The organism is Arthrobacter sp. E70 (genome assembly GCF_058266945.1).
In genome coordinates, this window is record NZ_JBYQFR010000005.1 from 276,108 (window position 1) to 297,167 (window position 21,060).

Annotated in this window: 18 protein-coding genes and 1 pseudogene; 5 read left to right on the forward strand and 14 right to left on the reverse strand. The window is 68.6% G+C overall.

Annotation, left to right across the window (positions count from 1 at the left end):
• Positions 1–9: 9 nt before the first annotated feature.
• The 4 genes from aztD to aztB form a co-directional block, all read right to left on the reverse strand.
• Positions 10–1,221, reverse strand: a complete 1,212-nt coding sequence (gene aztD, locus AC3IMC_RS08610) for a zinc metallochaperone AztD (protein WP_490918036.1) — start codon at positions 1,219–1,221, stop codon at positions 10–12.
• A gap of 87 nt (positions 1,222–1,308) precedes the next feature.
• Positions 1,309–2,241, reverse strand: a complete 933-nt coding sequence (gene aztC / locus AC3IMC_RS08615) for a zinc ABC transporter substrate-binding protein AztC (protein ID WP_490918037.1) — start codon at positions 2,239–2,241, stop codon at positions 1,309–1,311.
• The gene (locus AC3IMC_RS08620; protein ID WP_490918038.1) at positions 2,238–3,485 is read right to left on the reverse strand and encodes a hypothetical protein; all 1,248 of its coding nucleotides are present in this window, start codon (positions 3,483–3,485) and stop codon (positions 2,238–2,240) included. The genes aztC and AC3IMC_RS08620 overlap by 4 nt, the downstream gene beginning before the upstream one ends.
• Entirely contained in the window at positions 3,466–4,401 is a 936-nt protein-coding gene (gene aztB / locus AC3IMC_RS08625; RefSeq protein ID WP_490918039.1) for a zinc ABC transporter permease AztB, read from the reverse strand. The genes AC3IMC_RS08620 and aztB overlap by 20 nt, the downstream gene beginning before the upstream one ends.
• 25 nt (positions 4,402–4,426) lie before the next feature.
• On the opposite strand from aztB, the gene AC3IMC_RS08630 reads away from it, so the two are divergent.
• Positions 4,427–5,170 carry an ATP-binding cassette domain-containing protein gene (locus AC3IMC_RS08630; RefSeq protein ID WP_490918040.1) on the forward strand — a complete coding sequence of 248 codons (744 nt, stop codon included), beginning with the start codon at positions 4,427–4,429 and terminating at the stop codon, positions 5,168–5,170.
• A 160-nt stretch (positions 5,171–5,330) separates the two neighbouring features.
• Positions 5,331–6,083: a GAF and ANTAR domain-containing protein gene (locus AC3IMC_RS08635; RefSeq protein ID WP_490918041.1), complete on the forward strand. Its 753-nt coding sequence runs from the start codon at positions 5,331–5,333 to the stop codon at positions 6,081–6,083.
• Between the two features lie 482 nt (positions 6,084–6,565).
• On the opposite strand, the gene AC3IMC_RS08640 is transcribed toward AC3IMC_RS08635, so the two are convergent.
• Together AC3IMC_RS08640 and ftsW are read right to left on the reverse strand one after the other, a co-directional pair.
• A complete protein-coding gene (locus tag AC3IMC_RS08640) occupies positions 6,566–7,786 on the reverse strand; it encodes an MFS transporter (protein WP_490918042.1) in 1,221 nt (406 codons plus the stop codon).
• Positions 7,770–9,053 carry a putative lipid II flippase FtsW gene (ftsW, locus tag AC3IMC_RS08645; RefSeq protein WP_490918043.1) on the reverse strand — a complete coding sequence of 428 codons (1,284 nt, stop codon included), beginning with the start codon at positions 9,051–9,053 and terminating at the stop codon, positions 7,770–7,772. Before ftsW ends, AC3IMC_RS08640 begins: the two co-directional genes overlap by 17 nt.
• 202 nt (positions 9,054–9,255) lie before the next feature.
• Here ftsW and AC3IMC_RS08650 point away from each other — a divergent pair, with 202 nt between their 5' ends.
• A complete protein-coding gene (locus tag AC3IMC_RS08650) occupies positions 9,256–10,806 on the forward strand; it encodes an LCP family protein (protein WP_490918044.1) in 1,551 nt (516 codons plus the stop codon).
• Between the two features lie 12 nt (positions 10,807–10,818).
• Here the strand turns inward: AC3IMC_RS08650 and AC3IMC_RS08655 are convergent, their stop codons facing one another.
• The 4 genes from AC3IMC_RS08655 to AC3IMC_RS08670 are packed head-to-tail and all read right to left on the reverse strand — an operon-like array spanning position 10,819 to position 12,823.
• Positions 10,819–11,001, reverse strand: a complete 183-nt coding sequence (locus AC3IMC_RS08655) for a DUF4177 domain-containing protein (protein ID WP_490918045.1) — start codon at positions 10,999–11,001, stop codon at positions 10,819–10,821.
• A gap of 14 nt (positions 11,002–11,015) precedes the next feature.
• Positions 11,016–11,591 (reverse strand): hypothetical protein, encoded by a 576-nt coding sequence (locus AC3IMC_RS08660; protein WP_490918046.1) that lies wholly within the window; start codon positions 11,589–11,591, stop codon positions 11,016–11,018.
• Positions 11,588–12,160, reverse strand: a complete 573-nt coding sequence (locus tag AC3IMC_RS08665; RefSeq protein ID WP_490918047.1) for an RNA polymerase sigma factor — start codon at positions 12,158–12,160, stop codon at positions 11,588–11,590. The genes AC3IMC_RS08660 and AC3IMC_RS08665 overlap by 4 nt, the downstream gene beginning before the upstream one ends.
• 15 nt (positions 12,161–12,175) lie before the next feature.
• Positions 12,176–12,823, reverse strand: coding sequence for a hypothetical protein (locus tag AC3IMC_RS08670; RefSeq protein WP_490918048.1), 648 nt, complete (start codon positions 12,821–12,823; stop codon positions 12,176–12,178).
• 413 nt (positions 12,824–13,236) lie between these two features.
• Here AC3IMC_RS08670 and AC3IMC_RS08675 point away from each other — a divergent pair, with 413 nt between their 5' ends.
• Positions 13,237–13,506: a DNA gyrase subunit A gene (locus AC3IMC_RS08675; RefSeq protein WP_490918049.1), complete on the forward strand. Its 270-nt coding sequence runs from the start codon at positions 13,237–13,239 to the stop codon at positions 13,504–13,506.
• 196 nt (positions 13,507–13,702) lie between these two features.
• Here the strand turns inward: AC3IMC_RS08675 and AC3IMC_RS08680 are convergent.
• The 3 genes and pseudogenes from AC3IMC_RS08680 to AC3IMC_RS08690 form a co-directional block, all read right to left on the reverse strand.
• A pseudogene (locus AC3IMC_RS08680) lies at positions 13,703–15,166 on the reverse strand (HNH endonuclease signature motif containing protein).
• Between the two features lie 112 nt (positions 15,167–15,278).
• On the reverse strand, positions 15,279–16,412 hold the full coding sequence (locus AC3IMC_RS08685) for an acyltransferase family protein (RefSeq protein WP_490918050.1): 1,134 nt from the start codon (positions 16,410–16,412) through the stop codon (positions 15,279–15,281).
• A gap of 431 nt (positions 16,413–16,843) precedes the next feature.
• The gene (locus tag AC3IMC_RS08690) at positions 16,844–17,869 is read right to left on the reverse strand and encodes a DUF6454 family protein (RefSeq protein ID WP_490918052.1); all 1,026 of its coding nucleotides are present in this window, start codon (positions 17,867–17,869) and stop codon (positions 16,844–16,846) included.
• Positions 17,870–18,145: 276 nt separating this feature from the next.
• Between AC3IMC_RS08690 and AC3IMC_RS08695 the strand changes: the two genes are divergently transcribed.
• Positions 18,146–19,234 (forward strand): glycerophosphodiester phosphodiesterase, encoded by a 1,089-nt coding sequence (locus tag AC3IMC_RS08695; RefSeq protein WP_490918053.1) that lies wholly within the window; start codon positions 18,146–18,148, stop codon positions 19,232–19,234.
• A gap of 61 nt (positions 19,235–19,295) precedes the next feature.
• Here the strand turns inward: AC3IMC_RS08695 and AC3IMC_RS08700 are convergent, their stop codons facing one another.
• Complete coding sequence (locus tag AC3IMC_RS08700) at positions 19,296–20,762, reverse strand: FAD-dependent monooxygenase (protein ID WP_490918055.1); 1,467 nt, start codon at positions 20,760–20,762, stop codon at positions 19,296–19,298.
• Positions 20,763–21,060 lie beyond the last annotated feature (298 nt).

The window sequence follows — 21,060 nt, forward strand, 5'->3', positions numbered from 1 at the left end:
CGCGGCCAGTCAGCCGGTGACGCCGGCCAGCTCGTTCGGGGTGTGCTCCAGCGTGCCCGTGCCGGTGACTTTTCCGCTCTCGACGTCCACGGCGTGGATCGTGTTGGTGCCGGGGTCGGTGATGTAGGCGGTGTGGCCGTTAACGTAGACGGTGGGCCGGGGTTCCTGCCAGTCGAGCGGTTCTTCCCAGGCAGGGATGACCGGGAAGCTGTTGGTTACGGCAGCGGTGTCCGGGTCGATGACGTGCAGCGCGCCGTCGGTACCGAGTACCAGCGCCTCACCGTGCGGTCCGCGGGCCAGCGACCGGAAGCTGTAGCTGGTTCCCAGGTCCACGAACGCCAGCGACTTCGTTTCGGTGTTGATGAGCGAGATCTGCTGTGGCCGTTCAAGTTCCGCGTCCTTGTCCTGCTTGTAGTCGCCCAGGGTCACCACGGATTCCTCCGAGCCCGCCTGGTTTCCGATCCGCCCGTACGCGGTGGGGCTGTCCAGTTTGGTGATGGCGCCGCCGGCGTAGACCAGGACCCCGGTCTGGCAGCCGATCACCACGGCCTCGCCCGCAGCAGTGGCTTCCCCGTGCACGCCCGGGCAGTCCTCGTTCCGGGCGATCTCCTTACCGTCCTTGTCCAGCACCACGATGCCGGGGCGTTCCTCCTCGTTCCCCAGCGTGAGGACCAGCTCGCCGTTGGAGAGTTCGACGGCGACACCGTGGTGGGCCTCTTCCGCACGGCGGGTTTCCACTTGGGGTTGTCCGGACGCCAGGTCAGCGGAGGTGAAGACCGTTACCTCGCCGGTCCCGTCACTGAAGAGGATGGTCTTGCCCTCATGCCGCACCACGTGGCCGGGTTTGGTGGTGGGGAAGACGATGTCCGTCATGGCGGGTGCCTGTGCATGGTGCGTGCCGCCGTCGGTCCACGCTCCGGTGTCCAGGACCTCGAAACCCTTCGCTGTGGAGATGATGACGTGCCAGCCGTCGCCTGCGGGACTGATCCGGTTGAACCCGGCCATCGGGAAGTCGCCCAGCACCTCGAAGGTGGCGGGGTCCAGGACCTGGATGCCGCCGTCGTACGTGGTGACCAGGCGTGGCTGCGCAGCGTCCACGGCAGGAGCGGAGGCAGCCTGCTGGTTCCCCGCGGGCGTGCCGTTGACCCCGCAGCCGGTGAGCAGCAGGCCCGTGAGGGTGAGCGCCGCGAGCGGGCGGACGGGGGTGGTGCGGTGAAGCATGGTGTTCCTTTTCTTCTCGGGATTGTGGATTCGGGGGTGCCAGGGCAGCTCCCCTTCAGGGCAGCTCCTCTTCAGGACAGCTCTTCTTCAGGACAGGGCGCTGGCGATGCGTTCGGTGTTGGTGCGCATCATGTCCAGGTAGGTGGCGGCGCCGGAGCCGTCGGCGCCCAGGGATTCGGTGAAGAGCGGGACCACGGCGATGTCCTGCCCGGCCTCGGCGGCGAGGACGCGGGCCAGCCGCTCGGGCTGGGAGGAGTCGGCGAAGATGGCCGCCACCCCTGCGGCGCGGATTTTGGTGGTGAGGTCGCTGAGGTCAGCCGAACTGGGCGAAGCGAGCGTGGTCCCGCTGGGAACCACGGCGCCGATCACCTCGAAGCCGAACCGCTGTGCCAGGTAGCCGAACACGTGGTGGCTGGTGATGAGCTTGCGGTGGCCGGCGTCGAGGGAGCTGAACCGGGCATTCATCCAGGACTCCAGCTCCCCCAGCTGCTGCACGTAGGCTGCCTCCTGCGAGCGCAGGGCGCCGGTGTCCACCCCGTCCACGTGCTCGGCCACGCTGCGGACGATCGCCGCCGCAGCCTTCGCCGCCCGGGAAGGATCGGTCCAGAAGTGCGGGTCCTGCGTCCCGCCGCCCGGCCCGCCGGCACCGAATACCAGGGGTTCGACGGCGTCCAGCACCGTGAGCGTGGGCACGCCTTCCGCTGCGGCAGCTTCGACGTGGTTGAGGACGTTCTCCTCCAGTCCCCCGCCGTTGTGGATCACCAGGTCCGCGCTCCCGATGATTGCCGCCTGCTTGGCGGAGATCCCGAAGGAATGGGGGTCGGCGTTGGCACCCATCAGCACCACCACCTCCGCCTGCTCCCCCACCACGTTGCGGGTGATGTCGCCGAGGATGTTGGTGGTGACCACCACGGTGGGCCGCCCCGCGGCCGCGGCTGAGCAGCCGGCCAGCGCCCATCCCAGCCCGAGGCAGAGCACCAGCCACAGCGCGGCTCGGCCCACCACCGCCCCCGGCCTCACAGCCCGGTCTCCAGCAGGAGGTCCGCGGCCGGAACGTCGAACGTCCGGGCGACGCGGAGCCCGTCCGCGTAGTCGACCTCGTGGACCACGGATCTGACGGGGTCGCTGACATAGGCGCGCGAGGTGTCGATGCGCAGCTGTGCCCGGTCCGCCGAACCCGGCGACAGCAGGGCCACCCGGGCCGTGACCTCGCCCGTGCCGGGGTTGATGGTGAGCAGGGAACCGTCGACGCCGGCAGCCAGCACCCGCTTCCCGTCACCCACCGCCGCGGCGGCCACGGCGGGGACCGGCGTGGGCAGGTACGTCCAGGTGCGCTTGGCGACGTCCAGGTGCCAAATGCCGGAACCGCCGGCCGGCCCGGCGAGCTCATTCGAGCCGGGACGGTGCCCGAGGCTGGTGGCCGGCGGGAGGCCCGCACCGCCGTCGGGATACGGAACCTTCTCTGCAGCGAAGGCACGGTCATCCCCGGTGACCAGCAGCGCCCCGTCCGCGCAGGCGAACACCACGCCGGCCCGGACGTAGGCATGCCCGGCCAGGCCGGCGCAGTCCTGCCGGCCCAGCACCACCGCGTCCGAGGCGTCGCGGACCTCCACCCCGCCGGCCGCGGCCGGGTCTCCAGCAAGGGAGGCCCCAGCAGGATCTCCGCTGGAGGACCCGGCGACCGACACGATGAAGTGGCCCGCATACGGGACCACCATCCCCGAATGCGGAGACGTGGTGATCCGGAATGCCTCGGCCATTGAACCGGCGTCGAGGTCCTTGTGCCGGTAGACCGAGGCGTAGCCGCCGGACGGGGAGAACACGGCGATGGACTTGCCGTCCCCGGCCACCGCGCCCGGGTCCGGCACTGCCAGGGCCCCCACCGGCCCCGGCGGGGCGCTGTAGTAGTGCTTGTGTTCGCCGTGGTCCACGGTCCACGCGCCGGTATCGAACACCCGCACGCCCGCCGCCGTGGTGAGCAGGGCATAGCGTCCGTCCACCTGGGCGGCGCTGACGGGCCCGTAAGTGCCGGCGTCGGACGTTTCTTCGGTGAGGAGGGACAGCAGCTGCCCCTCCCCCGTGCCGGCGTTGATGGTGAGCAGGCCGGCCTGCGGCTCGGGATTCTCCTGCGCCCCGGCGACATAGCCATGCGGGGTGGGCTCGGACGGGGCCGCGTGGGGCGCGGCGTCCGGCGCAGCGCAGGCGGAGAGCAGCAGCGGGAGGCTGAGCAGGAGGAGTACGGGCTTAGGCGTGGTGCGGGGCACGGGGCAGGGGTTCCATTTCCAGCGGTTCGGACAGACTGACTTCGGACAGGCGGGACTCGGACGGGAGGGGTTCGACGGCGGGTGTGCCGGGCGGCCGGATCAAGCGGTGGACCATGGCCCGGGCCAGGGCGGAGGCGAAGTAGGACAGGGCCGCCACGAGGGCGATCGTTGCACCGGCTGCGGTGGAGGCGTGCCAGGACATCAAGAGGCCAAACACCACACTGGCGGCGCCGATAAGGGAGCCGAGCATCATGGCTCCCTGGACGGACCGGGCCCACACCAGCGCGGCAGCCGGCGGGGCGACGAGGAGCCCGAAGACCAGGAGTGTCCCCACCACCTGGAAGGACGCCGCCACCGCCAGGGTCACCAGGGCCAGCAGCACCATGTGGGCCAGCCGTGGGCGCAGCCCCAGGCTGGCCGCCTTCTGCGGGTTGAAGGCTGCGGCAAGGAAGGCGCGGTGGCACAGCGCAGCGGCCGCCAGGACAACGGCGCACACGGTGGCGAGCAGTACGACGTCGGCCGCGCTGACCGCGAGCACGTCGCCAAAGAGCGTTCCGGTGAGGTCCACGGCGAAGGAGCCGGACGCGGACACGATGATCACCCCGAGCGAGAGCATCACCACGAACAGCAGCCCGATGGCCGTGTCCTGCGAGACGCGGCGGTTGCGTGTGATGGCCGAGACGCCGGCCGCCGTCGCCGCCGCGCTGACGGCCGCCCCCAGGAGCAGGTTGCCGCCCAGCAGTGAGGCCACCGCGATGCCGGGCAGTAGGCCGTGGGACATTGCGTCGCCCAGGAAGGCCATGCCGCGCACCACCACCCACGTACCGACGACGGCGCAGAACACCGCAACCAGGCAGCCGCCCAGCAATGCGCGCTGGACGAAGGACACGCTCAGGGGATCAAGTAACCATTCCATCGCGGCCCAGCGTATCTTAATAAGAATGATTCTCAACAATGATGCAGAAGTAGTGTTCAGCGGAGCGGGCTATGCCTATCCGGACCGGCAGGCGCTGCAGGGTGTTTCGCTGGCTTTCACCAAGGGCACGCACACGGTGCTGGCCGGGAAGAACGGCTCGGGAAAATCCACGCTGCTGGCGCTGGCCGCGGGAGTCCTGCGGCCAGCACTTGGATCGGTGGTCACGGCTTCGCGCCCGGCGTTCGTCATCCAACTGCCCCGCACTCCGCAGAACATGCCGTGCACCGTCCGGCAGGCGGTGGAGATGGGACGCTGGCCGCACCGCCGGGGCCTGCTCCCGCTGCTGGCCGGCGACCGGCGCGCAGTCACCGCCGCCATGGAACGGATGGGCATCGCGGACTTGGCGGGCAGGCAACTCCTGGAACTGTCCGGTGGGCAGCGGCAGCGGGCCCTGATCGCGCAGGGGCTGGCGCAGGAGGCGGACATCCTGGTCCTGGACGAACCCGCGGCAGGCCTGGACAGCGCCGCGCACCTGCTGGTCCGGGCCGCCGTCGAGCAGGAACTGCGGCGCGGGGTGACTGTACTGGAGTCCTCCCACGATCCCCAGGACATCGGCAAAGCGGACCGGGCGGTGGTGCTGGACGGCGGCCGGGTGGTCTCCGACAGCTCGGCCGCGTTCGCTCCAGCCCGGTTACCTGCCCCGCCCCGGGCGCCAGACCCTGTCTTTCCGGGGAAGTCCGCGGGCCAGGATCCCGGCGGGAGGGAGTAACCGGGCTGGAAGGTACGTGCCCGTGCGGCGAAGGCAGGTACCCCTCCCCCGGGCCGCGGAAAAGTAGAGTACCCGCTACTCGTGCCGCAGCCGCGGCCGGCCCATAGATTCAGGGAAACCCGCGGCACCGGCGTCGCGGAGCAGCAGACGGGGGTGGACGGTGGCAGGTGATCCAGCGGGCGACGGGCAGGACCGGCAGGGGTTCCTTCTGGATCTGGTGACGGACACCGGGGACGACGTGCAGTCCCTGCTCAAGCTTGCCCGTGCTGCGGCGAAGGCGCTCAGCGGGCGAACGGAAGGTGCCGCCGATTGCGCCGTGACGCTCCATCGAAAGGGCTCTGCTCCTGCCAGCGCCGGAAGCAGCCCGGCCGCCGCCGCCCTGGCCGAAGCTGAGGAGGTACAGGTGAACGGCCCGATGGCCCAGGGCACGCTGTCCCGGATTGCTGTCATCGGCGCCACCGCTTCCTCGCCCCGGTGGCAGGGGTACCGGCGCCGGCTCCAGGAGCATGGATACGGCCTGGCGCTTGCGGTCCCGCTCCGGCTGGAGCCCGAAGCAACAGGCGTGCTGGTCCTGCTGGTCCCGGCCGGCGCCGTGTTCGACAGCCACCTGGTGCAGGAGGCGCAATCATTCGCCGAGGTAGCGTCAAAGAGCCTGAAACTGGCGTTGGACGTGCACGCCGTGAACCGGGCCGGCGACAACCTGAAGGAGGTCCTGGAGGGCCGGACCTCCATCGATGTGGCCTGCGGGGTGATCATGGCGCAGAACCGCTGCTCCTACACGGAGGCGTTCAGCAAGCTCGCCAGCGCCTCACGCCAGCGGAGCGTGAAAGTGCGCAGCGTGGCCGAGGGCATCCTCAAGGCAGTGCCCACGGCCGCGCTGGCAGCCCAGCTGGAACCACGAACCTTTGCCTGAGAGCGGCAAAGAATCAGTGCCGCGCCCGTGCCCGGATGAGGCCGGCGGCCACGAATCCCGCCGCCCCCAGCGTTGCCAGCATGCCGCCCAGGGCCACAAAGTAATCGGTGATGGTCATTGTCCTGCGCTCCTTCGTACTGCGTTGTACTAAGTGATGGGGCCAAACTACGCCCGCACCCTGCGCGATTTCTGAAGGATCGCCAAGGGTTTCGGTCAAGATCAGGTAAAGGTATGGCTGCGGAGTTCCACATGCTTGGCCCCTCACCCTTCTGTTTGCGGGCCGAGTCCGTATTATTCAGGGATGTGGACAAAACAAAGCCAAAGCTTCTGCCCCTCGTGCGGCAGGACTACTAACCACGTCACGCACTTCCAGAAGGACGACGCCGGCGCTTTGGTTGCGAGCGTCCGCTGCACCGAGTGCCCCGAGCCTTCCGGGGCGGCTGCCTGAGCTTCGAGGGGCAGCCAGACGGGTTGATGAAGGTTCAGCGAGTACCGGGCTGCACGGCGAGGAAGATCGCCAGGGCCGCTGCCTGGACGACGGTAAGGGTGACTGCCAGCGCGAGGACTGACTGCTCGTACAGCAGGCCGATCAGGAAACTTCCGGCCAGCCAGGCAAGGCCGTAGCAGGCGGTGAACATGCCGTAGGCGCTGCCGCGGCGCCCTGCCGGGGCGAGGCCGGCGACAGCTGCTCGCATGGTGCTTTCCTGCACGCCCATCGCCGCTCCCCACACCAGTACACCCACCACCGCGGGCGCCGTGCTGCTGCTGAAACCCAGCCACGGGACCGCCGCGGCCAGGACGGGAAGCACCAGGAGGACCTTCAACCCGATGCGGTCGAAGAGCCAGCCGGACACAAGCGCCGCCACGGCATCCACCCCCATGGCCACGGCATAGAGGACCGGGACCCAAGCGGCCGGGAGAAGCCCGGTGGACACCAGGTGGAACGAGAGCAGTCCGAACGTGGCGTAGCCGAACATGGTCAGGCTGCTGAAGGCGGCGTAGACCCAGTACTGCCGCGGCATCGGGACCGGCGTACTGTCGGCGGCTGGCAGCTCGGCGGCCGGCACCGCAGCCTCGTACACCGCCGGATCGGGAACCCGCCGCTTGAGCCGGAACAGGATCAGCATGGCCGCGAGCCCGGGAACCGCCAGCAGCAGGAATCCCGGACCGTACGTTCCGCTCAGCGCCAGCGCCGCACCCACCAGCAGCGGACCCAGAAGCGCGCCCACCTGGTCCAGCGCCTCATGCAGGGCAAACGCTTTGCCCTGCCCCAGGCCGGCACCGGCCTCGGCGAGCATCGTGTCCTTCGCCGGGCTCCGCACAGCCTTGCCCAGACGCTCAAGCAGCACCAGCAGGCAGGCAACCCACAGGGCGTCGGTGATCCCCAGCAGCGGGACGGACAACGCGGTGAGGCCGTATCCGCTGAGGGCCAGCGTCCACCGCAGCCCGGGCCGGTCCGCCAGCCGCCCGAACACCAGCCGCAGCACCAGCGCCACCGCCTCTCCCGCACCGGTGACCACGCTGACCAGCAGTGCGGATGCGCCCAGCGCGCCCAGGAAGGGGCCGGTGACGCTGCGGGCGCCCTCGTACACCATGTCCATCAGCGCACTGACGATCCCGAAAACCAGGATGAAGCGGATGGCAGTCATGGGCACTGCCGGAGCACTGCCGGCGTCGCCCCGGAAGTTACCGCTGGTACTCATGACGGCGCCCGTTTTCCCGGCGGGCTGTCGATCCAGCCAGGGCTCTGGAGGCACCAGCCCCGGCACGGCGCGCTTCCGGACCCCCACCACCCGGGGCGTCCGGCCGCGTCACTGCCAGGACAATTCCGATTCCTGCCAGCGAGGACACCATGGCCGAGCCGCCGTAGGAGATGAACGGAAGCGGGACGCCGATCACCGGCAGCAGGCCGCTGACCATGGCGATGTTGATCACTGCCTGCCCCAGGATCCAGGTGATCACGCTGCAGGCCACGATCCGGGAGAAGGTGTCCTGGGCGCGGACGATCGTCTTGAACACCGCGATGGCCAGGATCGCGAAGAGGCACAGCACCATCAGCGTGCCGGCCAGGCCCAGTTCCTCGCCGAGGATCGTGAAGATGAAGTCGTTGTGTGCTTCCGGGATCCAGTTCCACTTCTGCCGGCTCTGCCCCAGGCCCAGCCCGAACCAGCCGCCGGAGGCCAGCGCGTAGGTGCCGTTGGTGGCCTGGTAGCCCACGCCCTGCGCGTCCTCGGCGGACCCCATGCCCAGCCAGGAGGAGATGCGGCCCATGCGGTTGCCGCTGGTGGCTGCGAGGATCAGTGCTGCAATGGCGCAGAAGAGTCCCGCCACTGAGAACACCTTCATCCGCACCCCGCCGTAGAACATGGTGGCGGCGAGGATCATCATGATGATCATGGTGGTGCCGAGGTCGTGCCCCAGCGCCACGATGCCCATGATGAGTCCGCCGGCGGGCAGCACCGGGACCACCGCATGCTTCCATTGCCCCAGCAGCGCCTGTTTCCGGTCCAGGATGGCGGCGCCCCAGACAATAAGCGAGAGCTTGGCGAACTCCGAGGGCTGCGCGGTAAAGCCGCCCACGCTCAGCCAGTTCCGGTTGCCGTTCACGGACATGCCCAGCGGCGTGAACACCAGCACCAGGGCAACCAGAGACCCGATCAGCAGCGGCCAGCCGAGCTTGCGGATCCGCTGCACGGGCAGCCGCGCCAGCACCAGCATGATCACCACGCCGGCCACGGTCCACATGGCCTGCTTGAGGGGGAGATCGTACGGATTGTTTCCTGCCGCCACGGATTCCACGGACGACGCCGATGCCACCTCCACGAGGCCGATCGCCGACAGTGACAGGACGGCTGCCAGGATGACCGGCCGCAGGCGGCCTGGGGAGTCGTCGGCGAGCAGGAAGGCAAGGGTGCGTTTCCTCTGCCGGGGTGTGCGGACATGCGCCGTCTGTTGTTGTCCTGTATTCATCTGTCCGTTTCCTCACCTGCGGCCGCAGGCATCCCCCATCGCCGCTCCACAACCGGAGCGGGCACCACCGAGAACATAGAGTACGCCTCCAACGGCCGGGACGCGTGGCGGCAGGGCCGCTCCCACTCCCATTCAAAGGGAATTGCCAGCTTCGGCCTGTAGGCTTTTGCGACACCTGCCCCCTTCCAAAGGTTATTTTGCTGTGCTCGGTTCCAAGAATTCCCCCGGCCCGGAGCAGGACGGCACGGAGAATCCCCACTCCGGCCCCGTGTCCTATCCCGGCCAAGGCGAGCTGTACGCCGCCAGTACCTCCCGCCGTCGTGCTTCCCGCCGGAAGCCGCGCTGGGTCAAAGTCCTCACCGCCGCCGTGGCCGTGATGCTGCTTGGCGTGCTGGCGTTTGGCGGGTACTGGGTGTGGCGCCTGCAGTCCAACCTCAGTACGTCGGAGCTGACGGCCGGCGGCCAGCGGACCGAGGGGACCGCAAATGACAGCACGGACCGGCTGCAGATCCTGGTGCTCGGCTCGGATACCCGGAGCGGCAACAACAGCAAGTACGGCACGGCGGAGGACTCGTCCGGGTACGGGCAATCGGACGTGATGATGCTGCTGGACATCTCGGCGGACAACAAGCACGTCAACGTGGTGAGTTTCCCCCGTGACCTGCTGGTGGACGTCCCGGCGTGCACCGACTCGAAAACGGGCGAGAAGTACCCGGCGCGGCAGGATGCCATGATCAACAGCGCCATGGCCCAGGCCGGGATCGGCTGCGCGGTGGATACCGTCAACAAGCTCACCGGCCTGGAGGTGGACTACTTCATGATGGCCGACTTCAACGCCGTGAAGGAGCTGTCCAACGCCGTGGGCGGCGTGGAGGTGTGCGTGAGCGACGCCGTCAACGATCCCGATTCCGGGCTGAAGCTGCCCGCCGGTACCTCCCAGGTAAAGGGCGAGCAGGCGCTGGCGTTCCTGCGCACCCGGCACGCCTTCGCCAACGGCGGGGACCTGGGCCGGATCAAGGCGCAGCAGGGCTTCCTGGCCTCGCTCACCCGCAAGCTCAAGTCCGAGGGCACGCTGGCCAACCCGGAGAAGACGCTGACCATCGCCGATACGGTCACCAAGAACCTGACGGTTGATTCCGGGCTGTCCTCGGTCCCGTCGCTGCTGACCATCGCCAACAGGCTGAAGAACATCGACCCCGCCAGCGTCAACTTCATCACCGCGCCCACCGTCCCCGCCACGGAGGACCCCAACCGGCTCGCGCTCGATGAACCGGCAGCGTCCAACTTCTTCACCGCGCTGCGGAACAACCCGGACCTGAGCCAGCCCGCCGCCACCCCGTCGCCGGCGCCCACCACGCCTGCGCCGCCCGCCTACGACAAGTCGCTGCAGCCTGTCTCCATCGCCAACGGAACCGGCGTGGCCGGGCGCACCACGGCCATCGCGGGCATCCTTGCCGAGGCCGGTTTCACCAACGTGACCAAGCTGCAGGGCCAGGTGCAGCAGCAGACCATGGTCTACTACGGCGCCGGGTTCGAGGACGTTGCCGCTGACGTGGCTGCACTGTTCGGGCTGCCGGCCAGCAGCATCATGCAGGTTGCGAATGTCCAGGGCGTGCAACTGTACGCCGGCACCGACTTTGCCACCGGCACCAAACCCGCCGCCCCGCCGTCGTCCGCCGACTCCGGTGGAAGCGTGGTGGCGCAGACCGGCAGCGACCAGACCTGCGAGTCCACCAACCCCGGGGGTTACTGAGGGCCCTGCCGGTCAGCTGACGACCCGCCGGCAGAGGGCCTGCGGGGCTGCGCTGAGGTTCGCGAACATGGTTCCGGGGCGGATGGCCACCACCTCCCAGCCCGCCTTGGCGAGTTTCTTCAGCTCCTTGGCCTGCTGACGGGGCCGGCTGTCCACGGGGATGGTGACGTACTCGTAGTCAGGGGTGTTGTCCATGGCAAAACCTTCTTTCAGTGCCCCCGTTGTGCCGGGGATGGTTTCGTGGGGTGGGCCGGCGGCGTTGCCGCCGGTTTCCCCGGGGAGGTTCCGGTCCTGCCCGGTGCGTCCTGCGCGGGCGCCGGAAGGTCCGGAACGCGGGATGGTGCCTCGGCGGAGCCGGGATTGTGGGCGGGAGCCGGTGCCGGCCGGCCGGAATGGGCGTGGGTGACGGCTTCGACGACGGTGGTGATGGTCTGCTGCGCTGTCTCGCGGAATCCCGGGTCGGTTGCGGCGACGGCGGCCGTGCCGGCTCCCATGGACGCAGCCACCGCCAGCACCGTGAGCGTGGCGCGGCGGTGCTTGCGCCGCCGGACGGCGTCCAGGCTGACGGGCGCCAGGCCGGCGGGTTCCGGGCTGGCGAATTCCGGGCTGGCGGGAGCCACCACCATCAGTGCAGCCAGTTCCCAGGAAGGGACCACCGGTGGCCCGTTCGCGAAGCAGCGGAGGTCCAGCAGGGCTGCCTTCAGTTCGGGTGCGTCGCCGCAGCCGGTTTCGAGGAGCAGTTGATCGACCACCTGCTCGTCGTGAAGTGTGTGCCCGGTGGTCATCCCGGCACCCCGCTCTCCACGGTGAGCTGTTTCCGGAGGCTGGCCAGCGCACGGTGCTGGAGCTGCATGATGGCCGCCGGCGATTTCTGCATGATGGCTGCCACCTCGTTGACCGGGAGTTCGGCGATGATGCGCAGCCGCAGGACCTCGCGGTGGTCCGCGCTGAGGCCGGCGAGCATCGCCAGGGCGTCCGCTTCGGCGTCGCCGGCCACCACTTGGTCTTCGGCCGACGCGCTCAGGCGCGTGTCCCTGCATGGGTCATATTCCACGGGCGCAGCTGCCCTTCCCCGGCGCCGGTGGTGGTCCACCAGGCGTGCGTGGGCGATGGAAAAGACCAGCACCCGGATGCCCTCCGCTCCCCCGCGGACCGCACCGAGCTTCGGATAGAGGGCCAGGAACACGTCGTGCGTCACGGCTTCGGGGTCATCCACTCCCCCGGCGCGCAGATAGCCCGCAACTGCCGGGGACAGGGAACGGTAGAAGGCGGTGAACGTCGACGCGCGGTCGCCATCGCCCGACGCCGCCGATACGTCGTCGGGGTTCAGCCGCGCTACCCGCCCCCAGGACATCCCGCGCGCCCTGGCTCAGGGTTTCCCTGCGGTGGCAGGCTTGTGCGAGGCTCCCTTGTTGGCCTGGGCCGAACTGGGCTGCCCGCTGTTGGCCTGGCCCGGTGTGCCGTGGTGGGATGACCGGTCAGCGTCGGGCTTGTCCTGGTCGTCCTGGTCGTCCTGCCAGTCCTGCTTGTGCGGCTTGTCCTGATTTCCTGGCTTGTCCGGACGGTGCCCCGCGGAGTTGCCCGGAGCCGGAACCGACTTGCAGTACTCGGCGATTCCGCCCTTGCCGTCCGCCGCCGCTGCCAGGGACTTGTAGGCGGTGGAGGCCGGATCAAGGCCCCCGTGAGTAAACGCGGTGCACAGTCCGAAGGCTGCCGGTCCGGCGGCATCCGGGCCCACGCCGTCGTCGGAGTCGGTTCCCGCTGCGTCGGCAGCTTTCTCCCGACCCTGCCCCTGTCCCTGCCCGGCAGCGTCCGGCCTTTGATTCGGAACAGTCGGGAAAGCCGTGGGCACGTCCGCGGGCGCCGGGGCGCCGATCAGCTCATGGCTGCCCTGCTGCAGCGGCGCCGGGAGCGTACCGGTGTAGGCCGCGGTGGCCGCGCCTCCGACGGCCATGGTTCCCCCGGCCAGCAGCCCGGCCGCGACCTTGCTGGTCACCAATGCGGTAAAGAACGACATACAGTCCCTCCCCTGTGAAAAGCCCTGACAACGCTTGCGGACATCGGTCCATGCTCAGGTAATCGCCGGAGGGACAGGAACCTGACGGAGAATCCCGAAAGATTCGATCAATTCCGTACACCTCTTGCCCCTTTCTGACGGCCGGGCGGGTGCAGAACATCCGCCCTGTGGCCGAAGTCTACGAATCATGCAGAACCCGGAAACGAGTAGCCGGTACCTGAATTGCCCTTGGGATATTCGCCGGATCGCTGGGGGTCTACTGTCTCCGTTCTCGCGTCAGTGGGGCTAGCAGATGGCCCTGGCCACAGGACGGAAACGAGGTCGCAAAGTACGGACGTCCCTTATGTACGCGGGCGAGGTCCCGGAACTGAACGGGAATGCTTCGAAGCTTCTGGTCGTGCGAGAATCGCGGCATGGGCGAGGACGAGCGGCATATGACGGACGAATTGGCAATAGTTGAGGCTCTCGTGCAGGCGATCGATCGGCGCGATGAAGTCTTCCAGTTGGTTGACGATTCAGAAAACGTGGATGAAGCAATCCGTCGTGTGGGTCAACTGTTGGGCGTCGGAGCAGTGAGCAGCCGGGCAGTCCTTGATTTACAGGTGCGAAGATTCACCCGAGACCAGCGTCGGGCCATGGCTTCCCGTGCACGAGAGCTGAGGTCGATGTTGCCTGACGCCTGAGAGAAGCCGCCGATGCGGGACTGCGTGCGCCCCCAAGCCTGCTTTGAACTGGAGAACAGACAGAACCGGGGTACTGGACAGCGGCCAGGCCAAGGTATCTGTCGGGCAGCAGCCAGGACCCCGGACCGGAGGCGGACGGAACCCCGGACAGGGCGCCGACGAATGCCTCGCCCCCGTCGACGCGCACAGGAAGCATCTACCCATGCAGGAATCGCTCCAGGGCCCCCTCTCCTAGGGACTGCCCGGTGAAGACAAAGTCCGGCGGGTGTCCCGCCTGCGGCTGGACGCCGGCTGGCAGTCCCTCGGGCCACCAGGGTGGTTCCCAGTCCTGGTGCTCACTGGCGTAGTGCCGGCCGGTGGGTGAACGCCAGCCGGGTGGCTCGTTCTTGGTAGCCGGAGTGGGTGTCCAGCCCGTGGTGTGTCGGAGCCGGTGGTGTTTGCGGCAGGGCTGTCCCAGGTTGCTGATCCCGGTGGTGCCGCCGTTGGCCCAGGCGAGGAGATGGTCGGCGTCGTTGTCCATGGAGTTGTTGCTGCACCCGGGGAACGGACATTTTCCGTCCCGCAGCCGCAGCCAGGCCCGCATCGCTTTGGTGACCCGGTAGCTGGTCCGGCCGATCTCCAGCGGCGCCCCGTCCCGGGGGTCAACGAGCACCCGGTAGAACGAGTCGGCGCCGTTGGCGACCAGTTGCCGGGCCATGGACGCCGGGATCGGCCCGTAGCCGTCCAGCACGGCCGGTTCGTCCGTCTGGCCCGTCAGCGAGCACACCGGGACGGTGACCAGGACCTGGGCCCGGATCCGCGGCGACGGTACATGTCCTGCTTCACCGTCTTCAGCATCCCCGGCTGCCGTACCGCTGCCCAGGATCGCGTCGGCGAAGTCGTCAGCGCGGAGCTAGGGCATGCTGCGATGTTCGTCCGGGCCCTGCATGCTCCGGGCGGTGGCGGTGAGCCGGTTCCACCCCGCCAGCGCCTGGTCGGCACGCAGGTAGGCCGACAGCCAGGCCATGCCGTTATCGTCCGGCCGGACTTCCACCCGCCGGTCCGCTACCCCCTTGGCATGGCGGATTTCGATGCTCTCGGCATGATGACGTTCCCGCCAGGTGCGGGCCTTGGTCCTGAACCGGTGCGCCGGCATCTGCCCCACCGGGCATCCCCTGGCAGGGTCCGGCGCGTCCGGGTCGAGAAAATGGGCCTCAAGCGCGGAGGCTCCGGCGGCATCAAGACTGGCCGTTTCGTCGACCATGGCCAGGGCGTGCTGCCAGGACAGGTCCCCGGCCTCCAGGGCCGCAAGGGTTCTGGGCAGCGTGGTGGCAAGGGCGTGGGAGGCGGCCAGGAACGATCCCGCAGCCCGCGGCCCCAGGGCCAGCACGCACCCGATCTCGGCCGCGACCGCCGTCTCCTGCGCCTGCACTGGCTCATCCGGCCCGGCAACCGCATGGGCGCTTTCCGCGTACTTCACAGCGGCCTTCGACTTCAACCCTGCGAACCCGGCCTCCACCTCACGGGCCCCCGCAAGAACGTCCAGGCAACCATTCACCAAACCAGCCAACGGATCAGCCACCGAAAACGCCTCGGGACCGCACCCCTCGACCTCGGCATGAAGCACAGCAAGGGCAGCACGGATGTCCTCGTACGCCTTATTCACCGCCGCTTTCCCCATGAACTAATCATCAGGGGAGGGTCTGACATTGCGGGCGGCCTTCGCGGTCCATAAGCCGGAAGGCTCTCAGATGCCGGAAGGCCCTTATCAAGCAGGCAGTGTTCCGGCTCGCTTACCCGGAAACTGCCGCCGGCGCCTTTGCACGCTCGGTGGCGTGAGGTACGACCGGGGAGTCCAGCTTCTTGTTCGCCCAGCGGCGGAGCGGCAGCTCCACCAGGCGGAAGGAAGCGTACGCCACCAGCACGGTCAGGGCGGCGGAGAGTGCGATGCGCAGGGGCAGGTCCGGGACGAGGCGCATCAGCAGGAGGTACACCGGAATGTGCCAGAGGTACATGCCGTAGGAGAGGTCGCGGCCGGGGCGGGCGAGCCACGGATGGCTGAGGATACGTGCCATGAAGCCTGCCGGCTGCAGGACCAGCGAACCGATCAACAGCGCCGCCAGCAGGGCCAGGACGGTGGGCCCGAAGGTCCAGAAGGTGTTGAACCAGCTATTCGAGGCCTCCGGTTCCTTGAACAGGAACACCGCGGCCACCAGGGTAACGGCCGCGAGCGGTGCACCCCAGGCGGCGATCCACTGCAGGGTGCGGTGCAGGCGCGAGCCTTCGCGGAGGGCAGTAAACAGGAGCGCGAGGGCGCAGCCGATCAGGAGCTCGTCCGCACGGGTGTCCGGCCCGTTGTACAGGCGGTTCAGCGGCGCGCCGGACATGACCAGCAGGAACCGTTCCAGCAGGAAGGCCGCGGCCAACGCCAACGTGGCGGACGCGACGGTGCGGATCTTCCAGAACCGGAGCATGGCCAGCAGGAGCAGGGGCCAGACCAGGTAGAACTGCTCTTCGACGGCGAGGGTCCAGGTGGGGCCGAGGGTTTCCCCCTGGATGGACTGTCCGAATGCGCCAAAGTGCGCCAGGTTCATGACGTAGGCGGCCGCGGGCAGGATGAAGCCCGCCTGTCCGCCCCAGCCGGAGGCCGGGAAAACGAGGCCGACGGCGAGGATCACCGCGCAGAGGAACAGCAGGGCGGGCCAGAGCCGGGCCAGGCGCTTGGCGTAGAAGATGCGCAGGTTCAGCCGGCCTGTGGCGAGCCGCTCCTTCATGATCAGCAGGGTGATGACGAAGCCGCTGAGGGTGAAAAACACGTCCACGCCGATCGACCCGCCGGGCACCAGATCGGTGGCCGTATGGAAGAGGAAGACGCCGGCGACTGCGACGGTGCGAAGCCCGTCCAGGGCGTGCTTCCGCCCGGACATGAGCGAATTTTGGGGTACTGCCGGGCGTTCCGAAACTGACAAATTTCCACTGCTTGACCTAAGAACCACTCAACCAGCATATATAACGTTTCCATAACTGCGCTGGGCGGAGCCCGGGACGACCCTGACAGCGAGCGCCACATTGGGTCCGGGGGCCAGCCACGCTGCTGGCCCCCGGAGTGGAAGACGGGATGCGGCCCACCCCCGAAAAAGGCAAGTCCCTTGGGCCGCATCCGCGTCGGCTTGGAAGGCGGATGCGCGCCGGGTAAGGGTTGCTTGCTGCGGCAGTGGCGGCGGGAAGAGGCTCCGACGACGGCATCCAGAGGCCGTCTGCCTGACCCGGGCCAGTTTAACAGGAACACTTCCGGGACCGACAGCCCCAAAGGCCCTATCTTCTCTTGCCACAATCTGCTATTGGTGCCAGTTGGGTGCTACCGCCGCGGAGCCACGTCGGCTTCGTACGTGAGGATTTCGGTGCCGTTGCCTTCCTCGCCGTTGTCGGGGGCCACCGTCATGGTGAGATGCCCGCCGTCGGCCGTCATTTTGAACGGGTTGCGCGTGGCCACATGCCCGGCAGCGGACCACTGCTGGAACGGGACCTCGCGGGCCACTTCGTGGGACTTCAGGTCGATCAGCGCCATCCCGCCCAGTTCATAGGTGGCCGCCGTGCCGCCGGCTGCCGGGGTCTGCGGAAGGTTGGTCACGCCGGCGCAGAGCATTTTGGCGTTGGGGACGTACTGGCAGTCCTGGTAGTCGATGAAGTAGTTCGGGTTCTCCCAGGTGGCCAGCTCCTTGCCCTGGAGGTCCCATTCGGCGAACCGCCGTGAGCCCCAGGTGTTGCCCACCAGGTGGCCGGTCTGCTTGTCCAGGACGATGCCGCCGAAGTGGTCCTTGACCTCGAACTGCTTGTGGACGTCCAGGGTGGCCGCATCGACCTTGTAGATGATGGCGCTGCTGTTCGGCCGGTACTGTGCGACAGGGACCCAGACGTTGGTGCCGTCGAAGTCGATGCCGCCCGGGTGGTACATGTCGCCTTCGCCCAGGATGATGTCCTTCTGCAGGTTACCGGCCTTGTCCATGACGAACAGGTGCCCGACGCCCTTGCCGGCCGTGCGGTCGTACCCGTCCTGCGGGGCGGGATACTTCACGGTGGGTTCGGTGATCTGGACTGCCGAGAGGAAGATGTGGTCCTGGCTGTAGGCGATTCCCTCGGTGTGGTACGTGGGGAAGTTGAGTTTCAGCTTGGAGGTCTGCTGCCAGGCAGTGTTGCGGTCGACGGCGTTGAACGCGTCGGCGAGCGCGGTATCCGTTTCGTGGTGGACGCGTGGGTCCTGGCTGGCGACGGGGCGGCTGTTGCCACCTGCTGCCTGGGCGGCGGCGGTGCCGCCGACTGCTGACGCAGCCAGGATGACGGCGGCGGCGGCCGTGAGGATGTGGCGGGTGGTGGACGAGCCCATGGGGAGCCTCTCAGGTTGGGGTCTGCACAAGACGGCGCCAAGTTACTTGTTGGTAATTAACCGCTTCCGGCACTGAGGTGAACGCCAGGTGGCGGTACCGCACACCCGCCGTAACCCCGGTCCCTAAATTGGAAACCGCCCCTCGAAAGACCGCATCCGCCGTTCACTTCCCGGCCATGAAGAGTCTGCCGGGCCTTCGCCGGGCCGTTTCCGCAGGTGGGAACAGTGGCGAGGGCCCAACCGGGCCCCCTCCCTCCCCAACCTGGAGACAATCTGATGAAGTATGCAAAGCTGCTGACCGCAGCCGCCGTGTGCGCCGGCATGGCCTTGGGAACATCCCTCCCGGCACATGCCGCCGACACCAACCCCAACGGCACCCAGAACCACTTTGACCTGCAGGCGCACCGCGGCGGCCTGGGCCTGACCGTGGAGTCCACCCTGGCTTCCTTCGCGAAGGGAATCGAGACGGGGGTCTCCACCCTCGAGCTGGACCTGCAGATCACCAAGGACGGCCGGGAAGTCATCACCCACGACCGCAAGATCAGCGACAAGAAGTGCAAGGACACCGCCCCCGTCACGCCCGGTGACCCCTCATTCCCCTACGTCGGCAAGTACATCAAGGACCTTACGTTCGAGCAGGTCCGCAGCCTGGACTGCGGTTCCCTGACGCTGCCGCAGTTCCCCGGCCAGAAGGCGTCCCCGGGCGCCAAGATGCCCACCCTTGCCGAGGTGTTCGACCTGGCCAAGCAGTACCGGGCCAGCCAGGTGAAGTTCAACATCGAGACCAAGGTCGAGGCAGGGGCCCCGGAGCAGACCGCTCCGAGGGAACAGTTCGTTGACGTTGCGCTGCGCGAGATCAACGCAGCGAACATGGCCGAGCGGGTCTCCATCCAGAGCTTTGACTGGGGTGCCCTGCGCCTGGTGAAGGAACGCCAGCCGGGCATGCGCACCGTGGCACTGACCAACAAGGACTTCCTGCAGGCTGGACAGCCCGGCAAGTCGCCTTGGCTGGGCGGCATCGACTCCGACGACTTCGGTGGGGACCTGGTGGACGCCGCGGCGTCCCTGGGCTTCGACGCCATCTCCCCGGTCCACGGAACCCCGCAGAACGGCAAGGTCACCGACCCCGGGTACGTCCCCTACGTGACGGCCGACATGGTGACGCGCGCCCACGCTAAGGGCATGCAGGTCATCCCCTGGACCGTGGATGACAAGCCCACCATGGGCGCCTTGATGGACGCGGGCGTTGACGGCCTCATCACCGACTACCCCAACCGGCTGCGCGAGGTCATGGCTGAGCGGTCGCTGAAGCTGCCCAAGCAGTACACGCTGGAGCCCGGCGCTTCGGCATCGGCAGCGAAGTAGGGAACGCCGTCGGGGCCGCGCCCGTGAACCCGGAACCATCGGCGTCCCTGGCCGCCCCGGTTTAGCCCGGCGGTGGGTTCACGGCGCCGGCCCCAAACCAAGTGGCGAGGGCTTCGCTGAGACCCCCGGCGGAGCCCTCGCCCACCCATGCCACGTAGCCGTCGGGCCGGACCACGACGGCGGTGGGCGCCGCCACGGCGCCCAGCACCGGAAGCTGCCACCCGCCGTCGTACGTGGCTTCAAGGTGCCCGACCCTGCCGGCCCAGGGACCCAGGTCCAGTGCCGGGCCGCCGAACTCGATCAGGACGGGCCGGGCGTGGTGCAGCAGTTCGAAGACGCGTGCGGGACCGGCGGCGGTGGTGAGGTCCAGGTCCGGCATGCGGCGGCCGAGGAGCGGGTGGCCTCCGTCCGGCCCGTACGCCACGTCCAGCCCGGTGACCAGCGCCGCGATGGGCGTGCCGGCGCCGTCGACGCCGAGCACCTCGTCCAGCAGGTCGCGCAGTGCTTCCTGCCGGGGGTCGGCCTTCTGGAAGAGAGACTGCGCCATGGTGTACTTGAGCGCCCGGGCCCCGGCGGGGTGGCGCTCGGCATGGTAGGTGTCCAGCAGCTCCTGCCCTGCGGTGCCGCGGACCACCTGCGCAAGCTTCCAGCCGAGGTTGACGGCGTCCTGCAGCCCCAGGCCGATGCCCAGCCCGCCCGTGGGCGAGTGGACGTGCGCCGCGTCTCCGGCCAGCAGGATGCGGCCTTTCCGATAGGCCTCGGCCTGGCGGGTGGCGTCGGTGAACCGCGAGAGCCAGGTGGGGCTGTGCACGCCGAAGTCCGTGCCGAACACTTCCACCAGCTCCCGGCGCAGGTCCTCGAGCGTGGGTTCGGTGGCGGGACCCAGCACGGCCTCGGTCACCACGACCCGGACCGTGCCGTCCCCCATCGGATAGAGTCCGTGGACACCGCGGGCGTCCACTTTTCCCTGCTGCGCGGGCTCCCCTGCCGCCTTGGCCTCGGCAATGAGGCTGCTGCGGGTCGCGTCCGGGCCCGTGAAGGCGATGCCGGCGGAACGCCGGACTAGACTGCGGCCGCCGTCGGCGCCTACAACGTAGCGGCCGCGCACGGGGCCGCCGGATGCACGCTGCACGTCCACGCCGTCGTCGTCCGCTGCAACCCCGGTGACCTCCGCGCCGCGGCTGATGTGCACGCCCAGTTCCTCTACCCATTCCAGGAGCAGCCGCTCGATGTGGTTCTGGAACAGCGCCAGCGTGTACGGGTGGCGCGTGGGCAGGCCGGACAGGTCAAGCTGCGTGCTGCCGAACGTTGCGGTCTGCACGGTCTTGCCCGCGGCGAGGAACCGGTCGGCGATGCCGCGCTGGTCCAGCAGTTCGATGCTGCGGGAGTGGATTCCGCCGCCGCGCGAGCCCGCCAGCTCCTGGGTGTCCCGCCGTTCGAGCACCGCGGCGTCCACCCCCGCCAGCTTCAGCTCACCGGCGAGCATCAGGCCGGTGGGCCCGCTCCCCACGATCACCACGTCGTGCATATATGCCCCCGCTTCGTTCCGCTTTCCGCCTGCAAGTATGCGGGGGCCAGGGGGCCTTGCGGCAAGGCCCCCGCGGGGAGGTACCTTGGAAATAGAGGGGGCTTATCCGGGACTTTAGGCCCTCCTCCTGCCGCCATTACTGCATAGGCTGATGCGTGGCCCCGTCATCCCGGCCATGAACGTCACTCAGCGCCCACCGCGGTGCTGAACACAGGGCACATCCCGGACTCAGCACGGCGAATGGTCTCCTCCCCCACATCTGGTGGTGCGCCGGCCCAACACGCACTTCTTGAGGCAA